General features: G+C 43.8%; 19 protein-coding genes and 2 pseudogenes. 17 read left to right on the forward strand and 4 right to left on the reverse strand.

Translation table 11 applies throughout. From position 1 onward, the window contains the following. The 14 genes and pseudogenes from eno to R1Y93_RS00655 form a co-directional block, all read left to right on the forward strand. On the forward strand, positions 1-951 hold a 951-nt coding region (gene eno, locus R1Y93_RS00590; RefSeq protein ID WP_500821235.1), incomplete at its 5' end, for a phosphopyruvate hydratase. Between the two features lie 120 nt (positions 952-1,071). Continuing rightward, a complete protein-coding gene (gene secG / locus R1Y93_RS00595) occupies positions 1,072-1,308 on the forward strand; it encodes a preprotein translocase subunit SecG (RefSeq protein WP_500821236.1) in 237 nt (78 codons plus the stop codon). Between the two features lie 125 nt (positions 1,309-1,433). Continuing rightward, positions 1,434-1,685 (forward strand): hypothetical protein, encoded by a 252-nt coding sequence (locus R1Y93_RS00600; RefSeq protein ID WP_500821251.1) that lies wholly within the window; start codon positions 1,434-1,436, stop codon positions 1,683-1,685. 104 nt (positions 1,686-1,789) lie between these two features. Continuing rightward, positions 1,790-3,702 (forward strand): annotated as a pseudogene (rnr, locus tag R1Y93_RS00605) (ribonuclease R); the annotation flags it as partial. A 34-nt stretch (positions 3,703-3,736) separates the two neighbouring features. Further along, entirely contained in the window at positions 3,737-4,207 is a 471-nt protein-coding gene (gene smpB / locus R1Y93_RS00610; RefSeq protein WP_158420171.1) for an SsrA-binding protein SmpB, read from the forward strand. A gap of 28 nt (positions 4,208-4,235) precedes the next feature. Further along, positions 4,236-4,622, forward strand: coding sequence for an acyl-CoA thioesterase (locus R1Y93_RS00615; protein WP_500821237.1), 387 nt, complete (start codon positions 4,236-4,238; stop codon positions 4,620-4,622). A gap of 371 nt (positions 4,623-4,993) precedes the next feature. Continuing rightward, positions 4,994-5,956, forward strand: coding sequence for a hypothetical protein (locus R1Y93_RS00620; RefSeq protein ID WP_500821238.1), 963 nt, complete (start codon positions 4,994-4,996; stop codon positions 5,954-5,956). 93 nt (positions 5,957-6,049) lie between these two features. Further along, a complete protein-coding gene (gene pyrH, locus R1Y93_RS00625; RefSeq protein ID WP_500821250.1) occupies positions 6,050-6,745 on the forward strand; it encodes a UMP kinase in 696 nt (231 codons plus the stop codon). Between the two features lie 34 nt (positions 6,746-6,779). Then, the gene (frr, locus tag R1Y93_RS00630; protein ID WP_158420175.1) at positions 6,780-7,331 is read left to right on the forward strand and encodes a ribosome recycling factor; all 552 of its coding nucleotides are present in this window, start codon (positions 6,780-6,782) and stop codon (positions 7,329-7,331) included. Between the two features lie 85 nt (positions 7,332-7,416). Continuing rightward, positions 7,417-8,144, forward strand: a pseudogene (uppS, locus tag R1Y93_RS00635) (polyprenyl diphosphate synthase). Continuing rightward, positions 8,137-8,928 carry a phosphatidate cytidylyltransferase gene (locus tag R1Y93_RS00640; RefSeq protein ID WP_500821239.1) on the forward strand — a complete coding sequence of 264 codons (792 nt, stop codon included), beginning with the start codon at positions 8,137-8,139 and terminating at the stop codon, positions 8,926-8,928. The pseudogene uppS and the gene R1Y93_RS00640 overlap by 8 nt, the downstream one beginning before the upstream one ends. Positions 8,929-8,957: 29 nt before the next feature. Further along, complete coding sequence (gene dxr, locus R1Y93_RS00645; RefSeq protein ID WP_500821240.1) at positions 8,958-10,100, forward strand: 1-deoxy-D-xylulose-5-phosphate reductoisomerase; 1,143 nt, start codon at positions 8,958-8,960, stop codon at positions 10,098-10,100. A gap of 1 nt (position 10,101) precedes the next feature. After that, entirely contained in the window at positions 10,102-10,992 is an 891-nt protein-coding gene (rseP, locus tag R1Y93_RS00650) for an RIP metalloprotease RseP (protein ID WP_500821241.1), read from the forward strand. Continuing rightward, a complete protein-coding gene (locus R1Y93_RS00655; RefSeq protein ID WP_500821242.1) occupies positions 10,980-11,390 on the forward strand; it encodes a site-2 protease family protein in 411 nt (136 codons plus the stop codon). The genes rseP and R1Y93_RS00655 overlap by 13 nt, the downstream gene beginning before the upstream one ends. On the opposite strand, the gene R1Y93_RS00660 is transcribed toward R1Y93_RS00655, so the two are convergent. The 3 genes from R1Y93_RS00660 to R1Y93_RS00670 form a co-directional block, all read right to left on the reverse strand. Then, positions 11,387-13,177: a radical SAM protein gene (locus R1Y93_RS00660; RefSeq protein WP_500821243.1), complete on the reverse strand. Its 1,791-nt coding sequence runs from the start codon at positions 13,175-13,177 to the stop codon at positions 11,387-11,389. The genes R1Y93_RS00655 and R1Y93_RS00660 overlap by 4 nt on opposite strands. Further along, positions 13,164-15,365: a peptidase domain-containing ABC transporter gene (locus R1Y93_RS00665; RefSeq protein WP_500821244.1), complete on the reverse strand. Its 2,202-nt coding sequence runs from the start codon at positions 15,363-15,365 to the stop codon at positions 13,164-13,166. Before R1Y93_RS00665 ends, R1Y93_RS00660 begins: the two co-directional genes overlap by 14 nt. A gap of 80 nt (positions 15,366-15,445) precedes the next feature. Beyond that, positions 15,446-15,781, reverse strand: coding sequence for a hypothetical protein (locus R1Y93_RS00670; protein WP_500821245.1), 336 nt, complete (start codon positions 15,779-15,781; stop codon positions 15,446-15,448). Positions 15,782-16,029: 248 nt separating this feature from the next. Between R1Y93_RS00670 and R1Y93_RS00675 the strand changes: the two genes are divergently transcribed. The 3 genes from R1Y93_RS00675 (at position 16,030) to R1Y93_RS00685 (ending at position 17,162) form a co-directional block, all read left to right on the forward strand. Next, positions 16,030-16,524 carry a carboxypeptidase-like regulatory domain-containing protein gene (locus R1Y93_RS00675; RefSeq protein WP_500821246.1) on the forward strand — a complete coding sequence of 165 codons (495 nt, stop codon included), beginning with the start codon at positions 16,030-16,032 and terminating at the stop codon, positions 16,522-16,524. Positions 16,525-16,538: 14 nt separating this feature from the next. Further along, a complete protein-coding gene (locus tag R1Y93_RS00680) occupies positions 16,539-16,733 on the forward strand; it encodes a hypothetical protein (protein WP_500821247.1) in 195 nt (64 codons plus the stop codon). Positions 16,734-16,862: 129 nt separating this feature from the next. Beyond that, on the forward strand, positions 16,863-17,162 hold the full coding sequence (locus R1Y93_RS00685; protein WP_500821248.1) for a nucleotidyltransferase domain-containing protein: 300 nt from the start codon (positions 16,863-16,865) through the stop codon (positions 17,160-17,162). A 310-nt stretch (positions 17,163-17,472) separates the two neighbouring features. Here R1Y93_RS00685 and R1Y93_RS00690 read toward each other — a convergent pair whose 3' ends face one another. Further along, positions 17,473-17,895 carry a hypothetical protein gene (locus R1Y93_RS00690; protein WP_500821249.1) on the reverse strand — a complete coding sequence of 141 codons (423 nt, stop codon included), beginning with the start codon at positions 17,893-17,895 and terminating at the stop codon, positions 17,473-17,475. Positions 17,896-18,111: the final 216 nt, after the last annotated feature.

Raw genomic sequence — 18,111 nt, forward strand, 5'->3', positions numbered from 1 at the left:
TCCATGGCAGTAGCAAGGGCAAGTGCAATGGCCATGCGGATTCCCCTTTATCAATATCTGGGAGGCTGTCATGCCAGCCGGCTGCCTGTGCCTATGATGAATATCCTGAATGGGGGCTGTCACGCAGACAATACGGTGGATCTGCAGGAATTTATGATCATGCCCCTTGGGACAGACTGCTTTCCGGAAGCATTGCGGATGAGTGCAGAAATATATCAGCATCTGAAATGTATCCTCAGGCAGAGAAATATGAATACCGGAGTGGGCGACGAAGGCGGTTTTGCACCGGATGTGAAGGATTCCAGACAGGTTCTGGAGCTGATCATGGAGGCTGTTGAAAAAAGTGGTTATCAGCCGGGCAAAGAGATCGGAATCGCAATTGATGCAGCTGCCAGTGAGTTGTATGATGAAGAAAGAGGAGTTTATGTTTTCCCTGGCGAAAGTCAGATGACAGGGGAAGAAGTATTACGGGACAGTGGAGAGATGATCCATTATTATCAGACGCTTGCTCAGGATTTTCCTATTGTGTCTCTAGAGGATGGACTTCATGAGGATGACTGGGAAGGCTGGAAGAATATGACTAAGGTTTTGGGAAGCCATCTTCAGCTGGTAGGAGACGATCTTTTTGTTACCAATATCAAAAGACTTGGCTGTGGGATCCGTCTGGATGCTGCTAATGCGATTCTGATCAAGGTGAACCAGATCGGAACGGTAACAGAAGCCCTGGATGCTGTGGAAATGGCTCATCGTGCAGGATATCGTTCTATCATATCCCACCGTTCCGGGGAAACGGAGGATCCTTTTATTGCTGATCTGGCAGTGGCAACAGGAGCAGGGCAGATCAAAACAGGAGCACCCTGCAGATCCGAGCGGAATGCCAAATACAATCAGCTTCTTCGTATCCATGAGCATCTGGGTGGACTGGCAATCTATCAGAATCCGTTTTCTTGATCTGCTTTTATGTTTTTTATTAATTTTAACAAAACATTAATAAAACATTTTGGAAAAACAGTTGAAATCCCACTTTACCTATGATACAATGAAGAACAGTTGATTAGGAGGTGTAACAGAGTGGAGATTTTAAGAACGATATTGACAGTTATTTTTGCTATAGATTGTATTGCCCTTACCGTAGTAGTCCTGATGCAGGAAGGAAAGTCTCAGGGACTGGGCGCAATTGCAGGAGCAGCAGATACCTACTGGGGAAAGAATAAGGGACGTACCATGGAAGGTGGCCTTGTTAAAGCTACTACCCTGATGGGAGTTCTGTTCTTTGTGCTTGCTGTAGTTCTGAACCTGAATTTCTAAGCATATTCCAGTGACAGGACAAGCCGCAGGTTTTACAGCTTTATGCTGTGGACATTGTGTATAAGTTAGTAAATGGGAAAGGCTGTTGCATATTACAACAGCCTTTTTTTATCAAAGGAGATATTTTGAGCGGAAGAAATAATACAGACAAAAGGAAAAAATTCATACTGGAATTAATGGGGGATCCTGTCTACAAGCCTATGCGGCTGCGGGAAATGGCCTCTTTGCTTGGCCTGTCGAAGGAAGAAAAAAGAGAATTGTGGCAGGTGCTGGATGAGAATTGGAGCAGGAGGGCAAGGCACAGCAGGACAAAAAAGGCAGATATTCCAAAGTATCCGGTAAAAAGAAAAAAAATAAGAGCAGGAAAAAAGATTTAAAGGCTGTAAAAGAATGGAACGGCGGAAAAGAAAAAACCTGGGTTAAAAAAAGACAGACAGAAAATCATTTCCAGGCAGATCTTGTTGATATGCCCAGGTATGAAGGGACATTTATCGGGCATAGCAAAGGCTTTGGCTTTGTAGAAACAGAAGAACTGGAAGAGGATATTTTTATCCCAGGAGGAGAATCCAGGAACAGCTATGCACCAGGACCGGGTAGTGGTAGTTGTGACCAGGGAGCCGGAGGAAGGAAAACGCAGGGAAGGCGCTGTTGTGAAGATCCTGGAGCGTGGTACCACCCAGATTGTAGGTACGTATCAGAATAACCGGGATTATGGCTTTGTTCTCAGTGATAATCCCAGATTTTCCAAAGATATCTTTATTCCCAAGAAGGATTCCAAGGGCGTCCGGGATGGAGATAAGGTGGTTGTTCAGATCACAGATTACGGTACTAAGAACGAAAGCCCGGAAGGCAAGGTGATCGAGGATCTGGGAAGTATGAAAGCACCAGGGACAGACATTCTGGCTATTGTGAAAAGCTTTGGGATCCCCAGTGAATTTCCAGATAAGGTACTGCGACAGGCAGAACGTGTACCGGATCATGTGCTGGATGCAGACAGGGATGGCAGGCTGGATCTGACCCATCTTAGACGGTTACCATTGATGGCGAGGATGCAAAGGATCTGGATGATGCCATTTCCCTGACAAAAGAAGGAGATATCTACCACTTGGGAGTACATATTGCAGATGTCAGCAATTATGTGCAGGGAGGCAGTGCATTGGACCGTGAAGCCTTGAAAAGGGGTACCAGTGTTTATCTTGCAGACCGTGTAGTGCCTATGCTTCCAGTACGGCTTTCCAATGGGATCTGTTCCCCTGAACCAGGGACAGGACCGTCTTACGCTTTCTTGTCTGATGGATATTGATTCATCAGGAAAGCAGAGTCCTACCAGATCGCAGAGACGGTGATTCGTGTGGACGAGCGGATGTGTTACACAGATGTTAAGAATATCCTGGAGGATACGGATCCCACAGGCAAAAGAAAGATATGCCCCGCTGATTCCCATGTTTTTTCTTATGAAAGAACTTTCAGCAATCATCCGTGAAAGCAGACATCACAGAGGTTCCATTGATTTTGATTTTCCTGAAAGCAAGATCATCCTGAATGCAGCAGGAAGGGCTATTGATGTAAAGCCTTATGAGGCTAATGTTGCCACCAGGATCATTGAAGACTTTATGCTGATGGCTAATGAGACTGTGGCAGAAGAATACTGTAAAGAAGGAAAGCCATTTGTTTACAGGACCCACGATAATCCGGATCCTGAAAAGGTGGAAAGTCTGCTGACCCTTTTGCGTAATCAGGGAGTGGCTGTACAGAAGATGGGCCAGGAGATCGCACCAAGGAGATCCAGCAGATCCTGGAGCAGATCCAGGGGCTGGAGAATGAACCGCAGATCAGCCGTCTTACTCTCCGCACCATGAAGCAGGCCAGGTATACTACCCAGTGCAGCAGTCATTTTGGATTGGCAGCAAAGTACTACTGTCATTTCACTTCACCTATCCGCAGGTATCCGGATCTTCAGATCCACAGGATCATTAAAGATAATTTAAGGGGACGCCTGATCCGGGAAGGACGGACGGAACATTATCAGGAGATCCTGGAGGATGTGGCACAGCAGTCCAGTGCCTGTGAGCGCAGGGCAGATGAGGCAGAACGGGAGTCTGACAAGCTGAAGAAGGCAGAATACATGTCCTATCATCTGGGTGAAGAATACGAAGGGATCATTTCCGGTGTTACAGGCTGGGGCTTTTATGTGGAGCTTCCTAATACAGTAGAAGGACTTGTACATGTAAATACATTGCGGGATGATTATTATACCTTTGACAAAGAAACCTATGAACTGCGGGGGGACATAGACCCAGGAAGGTATACAGGCTTGGCCAGAAGGTAAAGGTCCGGGTAGCAGATGCGGATACATTTCTGAAGACCGTGGATTTTACAGTGGTCCACCCATAAAAGTAGAAGAAAAGCAAAGAAAGGGAGAGAGTCAATGGCGAAGAAACCTGGGATCAAACTGATCGCAAATAATAAAAAAGCCTTTCATGATTATTTTATAGAAGATACCTATGAAGCCGGGATCGCACTAGCTGGCACAGAGGTAAAATCTCTCCGAATGGGGAAATGCAGTATTAAAGAATCCTATGTTCGGTCAGAGAGAGGGGAGATGTTCATATATGGTATGAATATCAGTCCTTATGAAAAGGGGAATATTTTCAATAAAGATCCTCTTCGTGTAAGGAAGCTTCTTCTGCACAGATACGAGATCAACAAGATCGAAGGAAAGCTGAAGGAGAAAGGTCTGACACTTGTGCCATTAAAAGTGTATTTTAAGAACAGTCTGGTGAAGGTGGAGATCGGAATGGCAAGAGGAAAGAAACTGTATGACAAACGTCAGGATATTGCAAAGAAAGACCAGAGACGAGAGGCTGAACGAGACTTTAAGGTAAAGAATCTGTACTGATGGAGGCAGCATGATGAAAGCAGGATTCATGGAGAAAAATCAAATCCAGGATAAAGGACAAATCCAGGATAAAGGACGAATCCAGGATAAAGAACGTCTGGTTCGTACTGTGGCAGATTCAAGGACAGAACAGGTACATCTGATCATGCATCAGCACTTAAATGCAGGCGGCCGTCTGTTTGGAGGAATGCTGATGCAGTGGGCAGATGAGGTGGCCAGTGTGGTAGCCATGCGTCATGCAGGCACCAACCGTGTGACCACAGCTGCCATTGATAATCTTCAGTTTAAAGAAGCAACCTATGAGGGAGAGCTTTTGGTACTGATCGGATATGTTACCTGTGTAGGCAATACCTCTATGGAAGTGGAGATCGATACGTATGTGGAAAGATCAAATGGCCCATGCGCTATTCTGTGAACCGTGCATTTTTTGTCATGGTGGCAATGGACGAAAACGAGCATCCTATGCAGGTACCCGGGGCTTAAGATCTGTACAGAGGCGGAAAAGGGCAGACATGAAGCAGGACTCCTTAGGAAAAATATGCGGAAGAACCGTATGAAGACAGGGTTTTAACAGGGGGATTCAGTGGAAAGCACTTATCCCATTATAGAAACAAAAAGTCTAAAAATTGTATGAAATCCTGCCGGGGTTGGTTGACAAGATGGGGATACTCTGTAATAATAAAATAGTATTTTTACTGGATTTGTAACTGTGAGGATACAGAACAGTTACGATTTATGTCCAGATCTTTATTGTTTATGATCCAATTTTCGGGAGGAATATATATTATGAAAAAACGTTATCTGATCCTGGCAGGGCTGCTTGTCTGTGTGGCAGCTGCAGCAGGATGTGGATGTGGAAAAAAGAGCAAAGATGATGGGAAGCAGTCTGAGACGCAGGTAACAGTAGCGCCTGCATCAGATGACCAGAAGAAAGACAGCTCTTCCGGCAGTGACACCGGACTGGTGGATATGGAGAAGAGCACGGATGAAGATATTACCAATATTATGGGAGAGAAGACAAGCACATCTTCCAAGGTGGTTGTGATCAATAAGACAGGTTCTGAAGTTGCCAGGATCTATATCCGTCCTAATTCCGACGAGGATGATGACTGGGGCGATGATCTTGTGAACGGCATGTTTACCTTGAAGGACGGGGATAAGGCACTGTACTACTTTGAGAAGAATGCCAAGGATGCATCCGGCAATACTGTTTCCAGCTATGACATCCGTATTTCTTACACAGATGAGAATAAGAGCGAGTGCTTCTTCAGAAAGATCCCGCTTCAGAATATCAGCCAGATCACTTTGAAGATGGATGGTTCAGGAGATTCTTCTATTCCCTATGCTACTTACCAGACTGGCAGCAGCAAGAAGGAAACCTCCACACTTACAGAGGTTAAGAAGCGTCTGGGTCTGATCGATGATGATGGACAGAGTACAGATGGCAGTGACAATGATACAGATGTCACACCTACTCCTGGAGTGACCGCAGCACCATCCGCTACCACAGCTCCTACACCTACCCCGGATCCTAATAATACAGATCCTTCGGATAATAGTGCCAGCGTGGCAGAGCAGTATATCGGGCAGTCCCTGGACAGTCTGATCGCAGCATGTGGGGAGCCCCAGGGCAGTGACTATCAGAATGAGCCTGAGACCGGAGAGACAGGCTACCATTATTATCCATCTTTTACAGTTTCTACTACTGTGGACGAGAGCGGTAATGAGATCGTTGCAGGTGTATGGTAACAAATACTGCAGTTTGGCAGGAACAGGTTACGAAGAGCAAAGTGAGCATTAACCAGAGAATAATCGAAGCAAAGGCAGGATTTTACAATGGAAATGAAAAGAGTACTATTAAAATTAAGTGGTGAGGCACTGGCAGGCCCTAAGAAGACAGGCTTTGACGAGACTACAGTGATCGGAGTTGCGAAGCAGATCCATCAGATCGTATCTGAAGGCCTTCAGGTAGGGATCGTGATCGGAGGCGGCAATTTCTGGCGGGGACGTACCAGCGGTGCCATGGAGCGCAGCAAGGCAGACCAGATCGGTATGCTTGCTACGATCATGAACTGTATTTATGTATCCGATATCTGCAGATATGTAGGCCTTTCTACAGAGATTTATACGCCATTTACCTGTGGTGCATTTACCAGACTGTATTCCAAGGACAGCGTAGAGGAGAGCTTTGCACAGGGCAAGGTAGTATTTTTTGCCGGTGGTACAGGTCATCCTTATTTTTCTACAGATACAGCCACTGTGCTTCGTGCAGTGGAGATCAGCGCAGATGCTATCCTTCTTGCAAAAGCAGTAGATGGTATTTATGACAGTGATCCTAAGGTGAATCCGGCTGCAGTGAAGTATGATGAGATTTCCATACAGGAAGTGGTTGACAAGAAGCTGGCAGCTATGGATCTTACTGCATCCATCATGTGTCTGGAGCAGAAGATGCCTATGCTGGTATTTGGCCTTGAGGAAGAGAACAGCATTGTGAATACTGTTCATGGTAAATTCTCCGGTACAAAAGTAACCGTGTAGAAAATAGAGAATAACAGGAGAGGGAGATTGAACAATGGATGAGAGAATTCAGAAATATGAGGACAAAATGAAAAAGACCCTGAGTGGTTTTGAGACAGAGCTTACAACGATCCGTGCAGGACGCGCTAATCCGCATATCCTTGATAAGCTGACAGTAGATTACTATGGAACACCTACCCCCCTTCAGCAGGTAGCTAATATTACAGTTCCTGAAGCACGTTTGATCCAGATCCAGCCATGGGAGAACAGTCTGATCAAGAAGATCGAGAAAGCCATTCTGTGCTCTGATCTGGGCCTGAATCCAAGTAATGACGGCAAGGTGATCCGTCTTCTTTTCCCGGAACTTACAGAGGACCGTCGTAAAGAGCTTGTAAAGGATGTTAAGAAGAAAGGGGAAGCAGCCAAGGTTGCTGTCCGCAATATCCGCAGGGATGCCAATGATGCCTTCAAGAAACTGAAAAAAGAAGATGTTTCTGAAGATGAAGTAAAGGAACTTGAAGAGAAAGTCCAGAAACTGACAGATAAGTATATCAAGGATGTAGATGCTGCAGTTGATAAGAAATCCAAAGAAATTATGACAGTATAAGCACTATATATGGGAGGACTGCTGCAAATAAGGCATTGTCTGTTTGCGGCAGTCCTTTTGTGCAGTCTTAAAAGAAGGAGAGAATATGAAGGTACCCAATCATGTTGCGATCATTCTGGATGGGAATGGCAGATGGGCGAAAAGCAAAGGGCATGCCAAGAACTTACGGGCATGTAAAAGGCTGCGCCAAATAGAAGAAACCTGGAAACCATTTGTGATGATGTAAAAGACTTAGGAATCAAATATCTGACAGTATATGCGTTTTCCACAGAGAACTGGAAGCGTTCCAGGGATGAGGTTGAAGCGCTGATGAAGCTTTTCAGAAGCTATCTGAAAAAGTGTGTGAAAATTGCAGAAAGAAATAAAATGCGGGTGAAGATCATAGGAGATACCTCTGTATTTGATGAAGTGATCCTGGAGAGGATCCACTACCTGGAAGAAGTATCCAAGGATTATGATGAACTGTATTTCCAGATCGCACTGAATTATGGCAGCAGGGATGAGATTACCAGAGGTATGCGAAGAATGGCACAGGATGCGGCAGAAGGGAAGCTGATTCCGGCACAGATCACAGAGGAAACAATAGAGGGATATCTGGATACTGCCGGAGTACCAGATCCGGATCTTCTGATCCGCACAAGCGGAGAACTGCGCCTGTCCAATTTTCTCTTATGGCAGCTGGCCTATACAGAGTTTTATTTTACAGAAGTTCCATGGCCGGATTTTGATAAAGAAGAATTAATCAGAGCCATTGAGAAATATAATCAAAGAGACAGAAGATACGGTGGGGTGAAGGAGGAACAGCATGTTTAAAACAAGACTTATAAGCGGGATCCTGCTGGTAGCAGTTGCTCTTCTTACGATCATGAGCGGCAGTTATATCCTGTTTTTTACCCTTCTCGGGATTTCCCTGATCGGTATGCAGGAATTATATAAGGCCATGCAGGTTCACAAAGAGAAGTTTACGCTTCTTGAGATCACAGGCTATGTGGGGGCTGTGATATATTATATTGCCATGGCAGCAGACTATGGGAAATATGGCATGATGGGTCTGATCCTGGCATTGATCCTTCTGCTTTTTGTATATGTATTTACATATCCAAGATTTCATGCAGGAGAAGTAATGGAAGCCTTTTTCGGGATCGTCTATGTTGCGGTTATGCTTTCTTTTATTTACCTTACCCGTAATCTTGCAGATGGCAAATATATTGTATGGCTGATCTTCTTATGCTCCTGGGGATGTGATACCTGCGCTTACTGTACAGGTATGCTCATCGGCAAGCACAAGATGGCTCCTGTACTAAGTCCTAAGAAATCGGTGGAAGGAGCTGTGGGAGGTGTGGCAGGAGCTGCACTTCTGGGTGCATTATATGCAGCAGCCACCGGTGGTAAAGTGGCTGAATATGCCCTGATCTGTGCGGTTGGAGCGCTGATCTCCATGGTAGGCGATCTGGCTGCTTCTGCCATCAAGAGAAATCAGGGGATCAAGGATTACGGCAAACTGATCCCGGGACATGGAGGAATCCTTGACCGTTTTGACAGTGTGATCATTACAGCACCGGTGATCTATTACCTGGCAACCCTGATCCTGGGCTGATCCATATAGGAAGAGAGGATGCGCTTTTTATGAAAAAAATAGCAATTTTAGGATCCACCGGATCTATTGGCACCCAGACATTGGATGTGGTCCGGGCAAATAAAGATATACAGGTTCTTGGTATCAGCGCAGGGAGAAATATCCTTAAGCTGGAAGAACAGGTACGGGAGTTCCATCCCAGGCTGGTAGCTGTATGGGATGAACAGGCTGCAAAAGATCTGCAGATACGGATCGCAGATCTGCCTGTAGAAGTGGTTTCGGGTATGGACGGCCTGCTTCAGCTGGCAAGGATGGATGAGACAGATATACTTGTGACAGCTGTGGTAGGGATGATCGGGATCCGTCCTACCATGGAAGCCATCTGTGCAGGGAAAGACATTGCGCTTGCCAATAAAGAGACCCTGGTAACAGCCGGGCATCTGATCATGCCCCTTGCAAAAGAAAAGGGAGTACAGATCCTGCCGGTAGACAGTGAGCACAGTGCTATTTTTCAGGCTATTCATGGAGAAAACAAAAAAGAGATCCATAAGCTTCTGATCACAGCCTCCGGCGGACCTTTCAGAGGAAGGAAACGGGAAGATCTGCAGCAGGTGACTGTGGCAGATACATTAAAACACCCTAACTGGGTTATGGGACAGAAGATCACAGTAGATTCAGCAACCCTGGTGAATAAAGGACTTGAGGTAATGGAAGCAAGATGGCTGTTTGATATGGATCTTGATCATATTCAGGTGGTGGTACAGCCTCAGAGTATTATCCATTCCATGGTTGAATTTAAAGATGGGGCAGTGATGGCACAGCTTGGGACACCGGATATGCGCCTGCCCATCCAGTATGCTCTGTATTATCCTGAGAGACGTTATCTGGATGGGGAACGCCTTGACTTCCATAAACTCAGGCAGATCACCTTTGAAGAACCAGATATGGATACGTTCCTGGGACTTCCTATGGCGATCCAGGCAGCACAGGCTGGAGGCAGCATGCCTACTGTCTTTAATGCAGCCAATGAGCTGGCAGTGAAGCTGTTTCTTCAGGAAAAGATCCGTTTTCTGGATATTTATCAGATTATCGGGCAGTCTATGGGAAGACATAAAGTGATCCGGCATCCGGATCTGGATCAGATCCTGGCTGTGGAAAAAGAAACCTATCAGTGGATTGAAAGCAGGTGGTAGATTGAAGATCATTCTGGCAATCATTATTTTCAGCGCAATTGTATTGTTTCATGAGTTGGGACATTTCCTGCTGGCAAAGAAAAACGGGATCGTAGTTACAGAGTTTTCCCTGGGAATGGGGCCAAGGCTTGTAAGTACGGTAAAGGGAGGTACCAGGTATTCCCTGAAGCTGCTTCCTCTTGGCGGATCCTGTGCCATGCTTGGGGAGGATATGGAGGATGACCGGCCTGGCACTTTCAATGCGGCATCTGTCTGGGGACGGATCGCAGTAGTGGCAGCAGGTCCTGTTTTCAATTTTATTTTGGCATTTGTACTCTCAGTGATCATGGTTTCCCTGGCAGGATATGACCCTGCAGAGGTACTGGATGTAAAGACTGGATCTTCAGCAGAAAAGGCAGGTCTTCAGACCGGGGATGTGATCACGGAATATGAAGGATATACCATTGATCTATCCAGGGATCTGTACCTGTATACGTATTTTAATCCTGCACAGGAAGATAAGACCGTACACATGACGGTAGATCGTGACGGGCAGGAGATCGATCTGGCCTTTAAGCCGGATGTATCTGTCAGGTATCTGCTTGGCTTTAACAGAAGCGATGCTTCCTCTATGGAGGTGGAATCCCTGATCCAGGGAATGCCTTTGGAGGAAGCAGGTCTTCAGGCAGGGGATGTGATCACATCCATTAACGGGGTTAAAGTGGCAGACGGGGAAACGAATACCAGGCATATATTGATGAGCACCCGCTTTCCAACGAGCCTGTACAGATCACTTATGAGCGAAATGGACTGGAATATGATGCCACCATTACGCCAAGGGAATACCGTACACCGGATCTTGGATTTTCCTATAATGCAGGTTATCAGAAGACAAAAGGGATGGCTGTATTGAAATACAGTGCCTATGAAGTAAAATATCTGATCCGCTCTACCATTATGAGCCTGAAAGAGCTGATCACCGGACACCTGGGGATCAAGGATCTGAGCGGACCAGTAGGTGTGGTGGATGCTATTGGCACCACCTATGAACAAAGCAAAAAAGAAGGAATACTTGCAGTATGGGTCAACATGATCTATATGGCAATCTTTCTTTCTGCAAACCTGGGGGTTATGAACCTGCTCCCCATCCCTGCACTGGATGGAGGGAGGCTTATCTTCCTGGTGATTGAAGCAGTGCGGAGAAAGCCAGTGAACCGCCAGGTGGAAGGGATGGTTCATTTTGCCGGGCTGATGCTCCTTATGCTTTTGATGGTAGTAGTGATGTATAATGATATTCTGAAGATTTTTTAAAGAAGGATAATATCTGATATGTTGGTCAGATATTGTTTTAAAGGCATTTCCTGGATGCCACGGGTACCCATTCCTTCAAATATTACATGTTTGTTTTTTATTCCATATACAAGCAGATATTCTATACCGCCGGCTTTCTTATCTCTTTTATGAACAGATATTCCAGGGATAGGAAAGTCTTCTGCTGTAACAGAAAGATCCATTTGGTAGGATTCAGCAGAAGGAATGCGCTGTCTCATTTTCTGAAGAACCAGGTTTCCTTCTGTAGTGGATTCTACAGGATTGATATCTTTGATCAACTCTTCATAGGATAGTGGTTTGCCAAGGACGGTTGACCATTTTACCAGTGCCCACAAAGCGGTATTTGTAGTTGTATAATTGGATACCCGAAAAGAGTATTCTACGAATTTTTGGTAGTTTTCTGGCTGTGTTCGTTTCAGATGCTCCAGAAAGGCGTAACTGAGTTTGTTCAGCCGTATGTTCAGTTGGCAGCTTTTGGAATTGGTGGTATACATATTGCCATACTGAAGATAGGAATTGGCGTAGCATTCGCCTCCACAGGCCTGGTGAAAATCACAGGCTTTACATGCTGGGATTTTGTCTTTCGGACGTTCCCAGTATTTTTTTACCAAATCCGGACGTACGCCTTCCGTCAGGCTTCCGATACAGAAATCTTTTGAACCCATCATAACGCTGCATGAATAGAATTTTCCGTCAGGACCGCAGATAATACGGTTTTTACCCATTTCACAGCGGAAAGGAGCGCTGCCGCCTTTCCGCAGATTTTGCGAGATCAGGATGCCGAAAACATCAGCACCATTGATCAGCTTTATCAGATAGTCAAAATTCCCCTGCTTTAACTGGAACAATACATTTTCGCACAGTTTCTCGTAATGCAGCAAAAGCTCATCTATATCAAAGTGATCGAAATCGTAGGCAGATCCGGAATATTCCCGGATATAGCGCATGCTGATACAGTCTACATTTGGAAGCTGATAAAGTTCATCAAAGATTTCATCCACCTTCTGGTTTAAAGGGGTGATAGTGGAAGCAATGCCGAATTTTTTGTTTTGGAACAATTCCAGACTCTTTTTTACATCCTGGAAAGTGCCTTTCCCATTTTTGTATATCCGGTTATTGTCATTGGTTTCCTGTCCGCCATCAAGGCTTGTTCCAAGAAGAATCATGGATTCATTTTCAAAATAATCAGCCATTTCCCGAGTCATCAATGTGAGATTGGAGCAGAACATGATTTCGATGGCTTTTCCGATTTCCTGTCTCTTTTCTTTACAGTATTCTGTTACCTGACGAATTAAATCGAACTTCAGCAAAGGCTCTCCGGAGCCGCTGAAATCAAAAATATATTTGCAGCCGTAGGGAGCATATTCGTAAAGCATATAATCAATTGCTTTTTTTATGGTATCAAAGCTCAATTCCTGGTTGTCCAGATAATCAGAGTGTCCAAAGCAGTATTTACAGTTCAGGTTGCATTTTCTGGATGGATGAAAACACAAGGTAAACTGTCCAAGCTCCAGTTCATTTCTGATTTCTGGTTCTGAATAGTGAGTCAGATTTCCAATGCGTTTTTCTATGGATGTTCTTGAAAAAACTGAGTATTCTTCTGGAGATTCTTTCTTCAAAAAGCAATCCAGTTCTTTCCATGTCCATTGATATTCACAATCTGCCATTGCGCAATCAGGGCGCAGACCAAAGTAATAATTGACAGCAGGCAGATAAAGGATTTTCTCATTCAGGGCTGTATAAATAATAGCTTTATATGTTTTCATCGAATCCTCCAAGTAGGTCCGGCTGCGTATATGAATGATCCTGTACTTCATTCCACAGCCTGTAATAATAATTTTTGTTTTGCAGAAGCTGGACATGCGTGCCTTCTTCCACCAGAGAACCATTATCAAATACATAGATCCGGTCACAGTTTTTTACTGTGGTCAGCCTGTGAGCAATCTGGATCAATGTCATATGATTGGCACATTCTGACAGGGCACGTCCGATCATCTTTTCTGAAATATTGTCCAGGCTGCTTGTGGCTTCATCCATGATCAGTACCTGTGGTTTTCCAAGAAGTGCCCGGGCAATGGAAATGCGTTGTTTCTGACCGCCAGAAAGATTTTTTCCGTTTTCCTCAATCAGGGTTTCAAAGCCAAGAGGCAGAGAATCAGCCATATCCTGTATGCCGCATAATTCGCAGATGTGGTTGAAATCACTTTCTTCAATATCCTCACGACCGTTTAGCAGATTTTCGCGAAGAGAACCATTTTGCAGGAAAACATCCTGGGAAAGATACAGAATCTTTTTACGCAGTTCCGGTTTATAAATGGTGTTCATATCAACATCATTGTAGAAAATTGTTTGATCTGATGCCTGAAAAAGACCTACCAGAAGCTTTGTCAGAGTCGTTTTTCCTGATCCGGAATTTCCGACAAAACCGATTTTTTGTCCCTGTGTTATGGTTAGTGATACATTTTTCAGAACGGGCTTCCTTGTACCGTAAGAGAAAGTAAGATCCTGAACGCGGATCCGTTTAAAATCAGGCAGTGGCTGTACATGCGCCGGCTTTTCTGCATCGTATTCACATCTGTAATCCAGAACTTCTCCAATACGGTTTACGGATACAACGGCAGCCTGAATGGTAGGCTGCAGATTGATCAGATTTGTAACCGGCCCGATAAAATATCCTAACAGGGCATTAAAGGTGATCAGTTCACCAATGGAAAGATTTCCCTTTAGTACGCCTGCTGTGCCTACCCACAGGATGGCAACACCTCCAAGGGAAGAAATGGTAGAGATCAGGGTGCTTTCACTAAGTGAGATCATTCCGATATGGAAATTTTTTTTCAGAAGATCCTTGTACATACCGCTTACTTTGTCAAAATGCCGTTTTTCATTATTAAAGGATTTTATGGTTTCCATGCCGTTTACACTTTCGATAAAGCGTGAGGTGACCTTTGCATTGGCGTCCAGGATCTGACGATTCATTTTCATTAATGGTCCTGTATACAGAAAAACGATCAGAGCATACACAGCCATCATAATGAAGGCCACCAGAAACATTTGGGGATTATACCTGCACAGGATCACTGCACCGGCAATTGCCATAAATGCATCTAAAAAAACACCTACGGTTGCTTCCGAAATCAGGCTTTGTACACTTCCAATGTCACTGAACCTGGATATGATATCTCCTGTATCCCGCATGGTGTAAAAACGCATGGGAAGAAGCAGTGTATGGAAATAATATCCGAGAGTCAGTTGGGTATCCAGTCGCTGTTCGTATTTGATCATGATAATACTACGGATAACACTTAAAAGAATCTGAGCCAAATAGAGAATAATAATGCCCAGGGAAACCTGCGTCAGATAGGAAAAAGACGCAGAAGGTACGATCTTGTCCATAATCGTCTGATAATAATATGAGGTTATTACACCGATGCCTGTGCAGATCACAGACAGGAAAATAATCAGAAATATGGAACTTTTCTGAGCCAGGATCAGGCGGCAAAAGCTTAACAGATTGTTTTTTTCATGATTACCTGTCACAGAATCATCGGAAGGAGCAGTCAGAAGAAGAAAACCTGTCCAGTTTTTTAGAAAATGATCCTTTTTACAGGTAAGGATTCCCTTTGCAGGATCACACAGCTTTATGCTGTCTTTTTTTACTTTTAGTACCACTACATAATGGAGAAGTCCTTCATCGGTGATCATATGTGCAATGGCTGGGTAGGGAAGATCAGGTGTCAGTCCGTCTGGAGTCATGTCCAGGGCACGGTACTGGTAACGGTAATGGGTAAGACCACGGATAAGACCGGAAGCAGAGGTGCCTTCCCGGTCTGTACCGCAAATATCTTTTAATTCGCTTATGGATATTTTTAGACCGTAATACCTGAAAATGCTAAGCAGACAGGCTGGTCCACAGTCTGCCTTATCATTTTGTAATATTGGTTTAAAATGTTTCATGATGGTATCCTTCCAAATTATTTATGCAACAGAAAAATGAGAGCCGGACGTGTATCCGGCTCTCTTTGAATTGTGATAAATTAACTTGGCCATTTACCATATTTCTGGTAGTATGCAGCCTCGGGTAATATTGCATTGTTATTGGAGTTTTTACTTTGTATTCCATAGTAAAAGTACGGGTTTGAACTCCGGATGACCTGATTGTAGACTGCAAGTGGAGCTGTAGCTCCAGCGACCCGACGGGAACACTGGCAGTAACCGTATTTTCCACCGGCATAAGCATCTAAGGAAGCCAATTCTCTTCCATTGCAAATGAAACGAACATGCACACGGCATCCGCCGTTGACTTCGTCCAGCTGATCAGCAGCTGCCTCTTTTGCGTTTACCTGGATCTCATCCAAATTAATCTTTTTCATTGCGTTTTCCTCCTGTTAATGAATTCACGGGTATGATAGCATAATATACAGAATATTGTCAACAAATTAAAAAAATAAAACATATATTTCTGCAATTCTCACAAAATAAAACAAAAATAATTGTATATTATAACTAAAACAGCTTGTTGAAGTAGGATATTTTTAAAACGGAAAAATAGTTAGAAAACAGGAACAAGATCCTGCCTTGGTTCATATGCTAATCTGAAAAGCATTTTTTGAGGGATGATATGGGGTCAGTTTCAGAAATCCATGCCATGGAAGAAAATATAGACAGGGGAAAGCTACAGGTAACAATAAGATCAGGGGCAGACAATCATCCGGTAGAAAATGCGTTAGTCAGAATATCCTATACCGGTGATCCGGACAGCTTTATTGAAGAGGTACGCACAGACGAATCCGGTCAGACACCGATACTGGAATTAAAGTCTCCGCCTTTGGAATACAGTATGAGTGCTGATCAGGAAAAGCAGCCATATGCAGAATATACGGTGCAGGTGGAAGCAGAAGGATATAAAAATGAAGAGGTGGCCGGAACAGAAGTGCTGCCAAAAGTACTGGCAAAACAGCCGGTTCTTCTGGCAGCACGGAGTATAACAGATTCTTATCAGAGAATTGTGATTCCCCCTCATACATTGTTCGGGGATTATCCGCCTAAGATTGAAGAGGCAGAAGTAAAGCCAATAGAGGAATCCGGTGAGATCGCGCCGCTAATAAAGTGGTAATTCCGGAATACGTTGTGGTTCATGACGGGCCAGCCAATGATCCATCAGCGTCCAATTATTATGTTCGGTACAGAGACTATATAAAAAATGTGGCAAGCAGTGAAATCTATGCCACCTGGCCGGACGATACCATTCGGGCAAATGTGCTTGCTATCATGTCATTTACATTAAACCGGGTATATACGGAATGGTACCGGAATAGACGGTGATTCGTTATTGGGAGTAATAGTATACCGTTTCTGAAGTTTGTACCACAATATAATTGAGAATTTTTTTTCGCTGCGAAAAACATGTACATGTTTTATACTTAAATTGTAGTGAAAGGAGGAATGGATTATATGCCAAGATGTATTCATACTTTATTGATTCAATATTTATCAGAAGTACAAAAGATATACGGTATAATTGAGAGTGTAATTTTATATGGATCTTATGCCAGGGGAGATTATACATCGGAATCGGATATAGATATTATGATTTTAGTGGACCTTTCTGCGGAAGAGATGGATGCCTATTCAGATGCTTTGGCTGAAGTGGGATTTGAGTATAATGTACAATATAATATATGGATAATGCCGGTAGTGAAAAATAAGCAGCATTTTTATCATTGGGTGTCTTTCTTATCCATTTTACTCTAATGTACAGAAGGAAGGGGTTGTTTTGTATGAAGCAGCCTGATTCTATTGATATGGAGAAAATGGATGTAGTGAAGTATCGTTTGAATGTTGCAAATTGTGTTAAGCCTGGAATTTTTCCACATGACTTAGAGGAAGGAAAATTGTAAAGGCAGAAGAAATTCGACATGCAAGTGATTATGATACATTTTATATAGCATCGAAGGCTGTGAACCGCAGAGCAGATCGAAACAGCTGAAAAGATACTTAAATTGGCAGAAGAATATTTTATTATAAGTGCAGAGGTCAGGCATGTTCTGATCTCTGCACTTATTTAACCAATAAAAGACCTAAACAAACCCACCATGATTGGCATGGTGATAATAGACAGCAAGGTGGTAAGAACATATAAAGAACTGGAATAGGCAGCATCTTTGTCATATAACTGCGCCATGGAAGTAACAGTGGCGCAGGCCGGGGTAACGGTCGCAAGATATACAGTCAGCAGGATGGCTTTGGAATCAGGAACCAGGTTAGCCAGCTGAACAGTCATGAAGGCACTGGAATAAATAATATAGTCCTGTCCCTGCAGTGCCTGAACCAGAGAAAAAATCAGAATTCCGGCATTTGAGTAAATGATATTTGCCTGCTCGATCGCATTCAGATGTAATGCACCACGCAATGGGATATTTGCGACAAGAAAAAGAATATGAATACCAATGGCAGCTGTAAAGGCAAATAGCAGATTTTTCTGCATATCCCATAAACATGATAAGAAATAATTTTGCAATTTCCTTTGCCAGCATAATACTGATTTCCATATCCCTGAACTCCTCTTAAAGTGATTGAAATTTCTGAATTTTCAAAGACTATTATATTTGGGGGAATGATTTTTGTAAAGTATAAAGGAGAGCATTTTGAGATTTTCGTCTATGCTGATCTAATATAGAAAATAGCAATACAGCAGAAAAAA

It is taken from the genome of Blautia sp. HA3515, assembly GCF_059933065.1.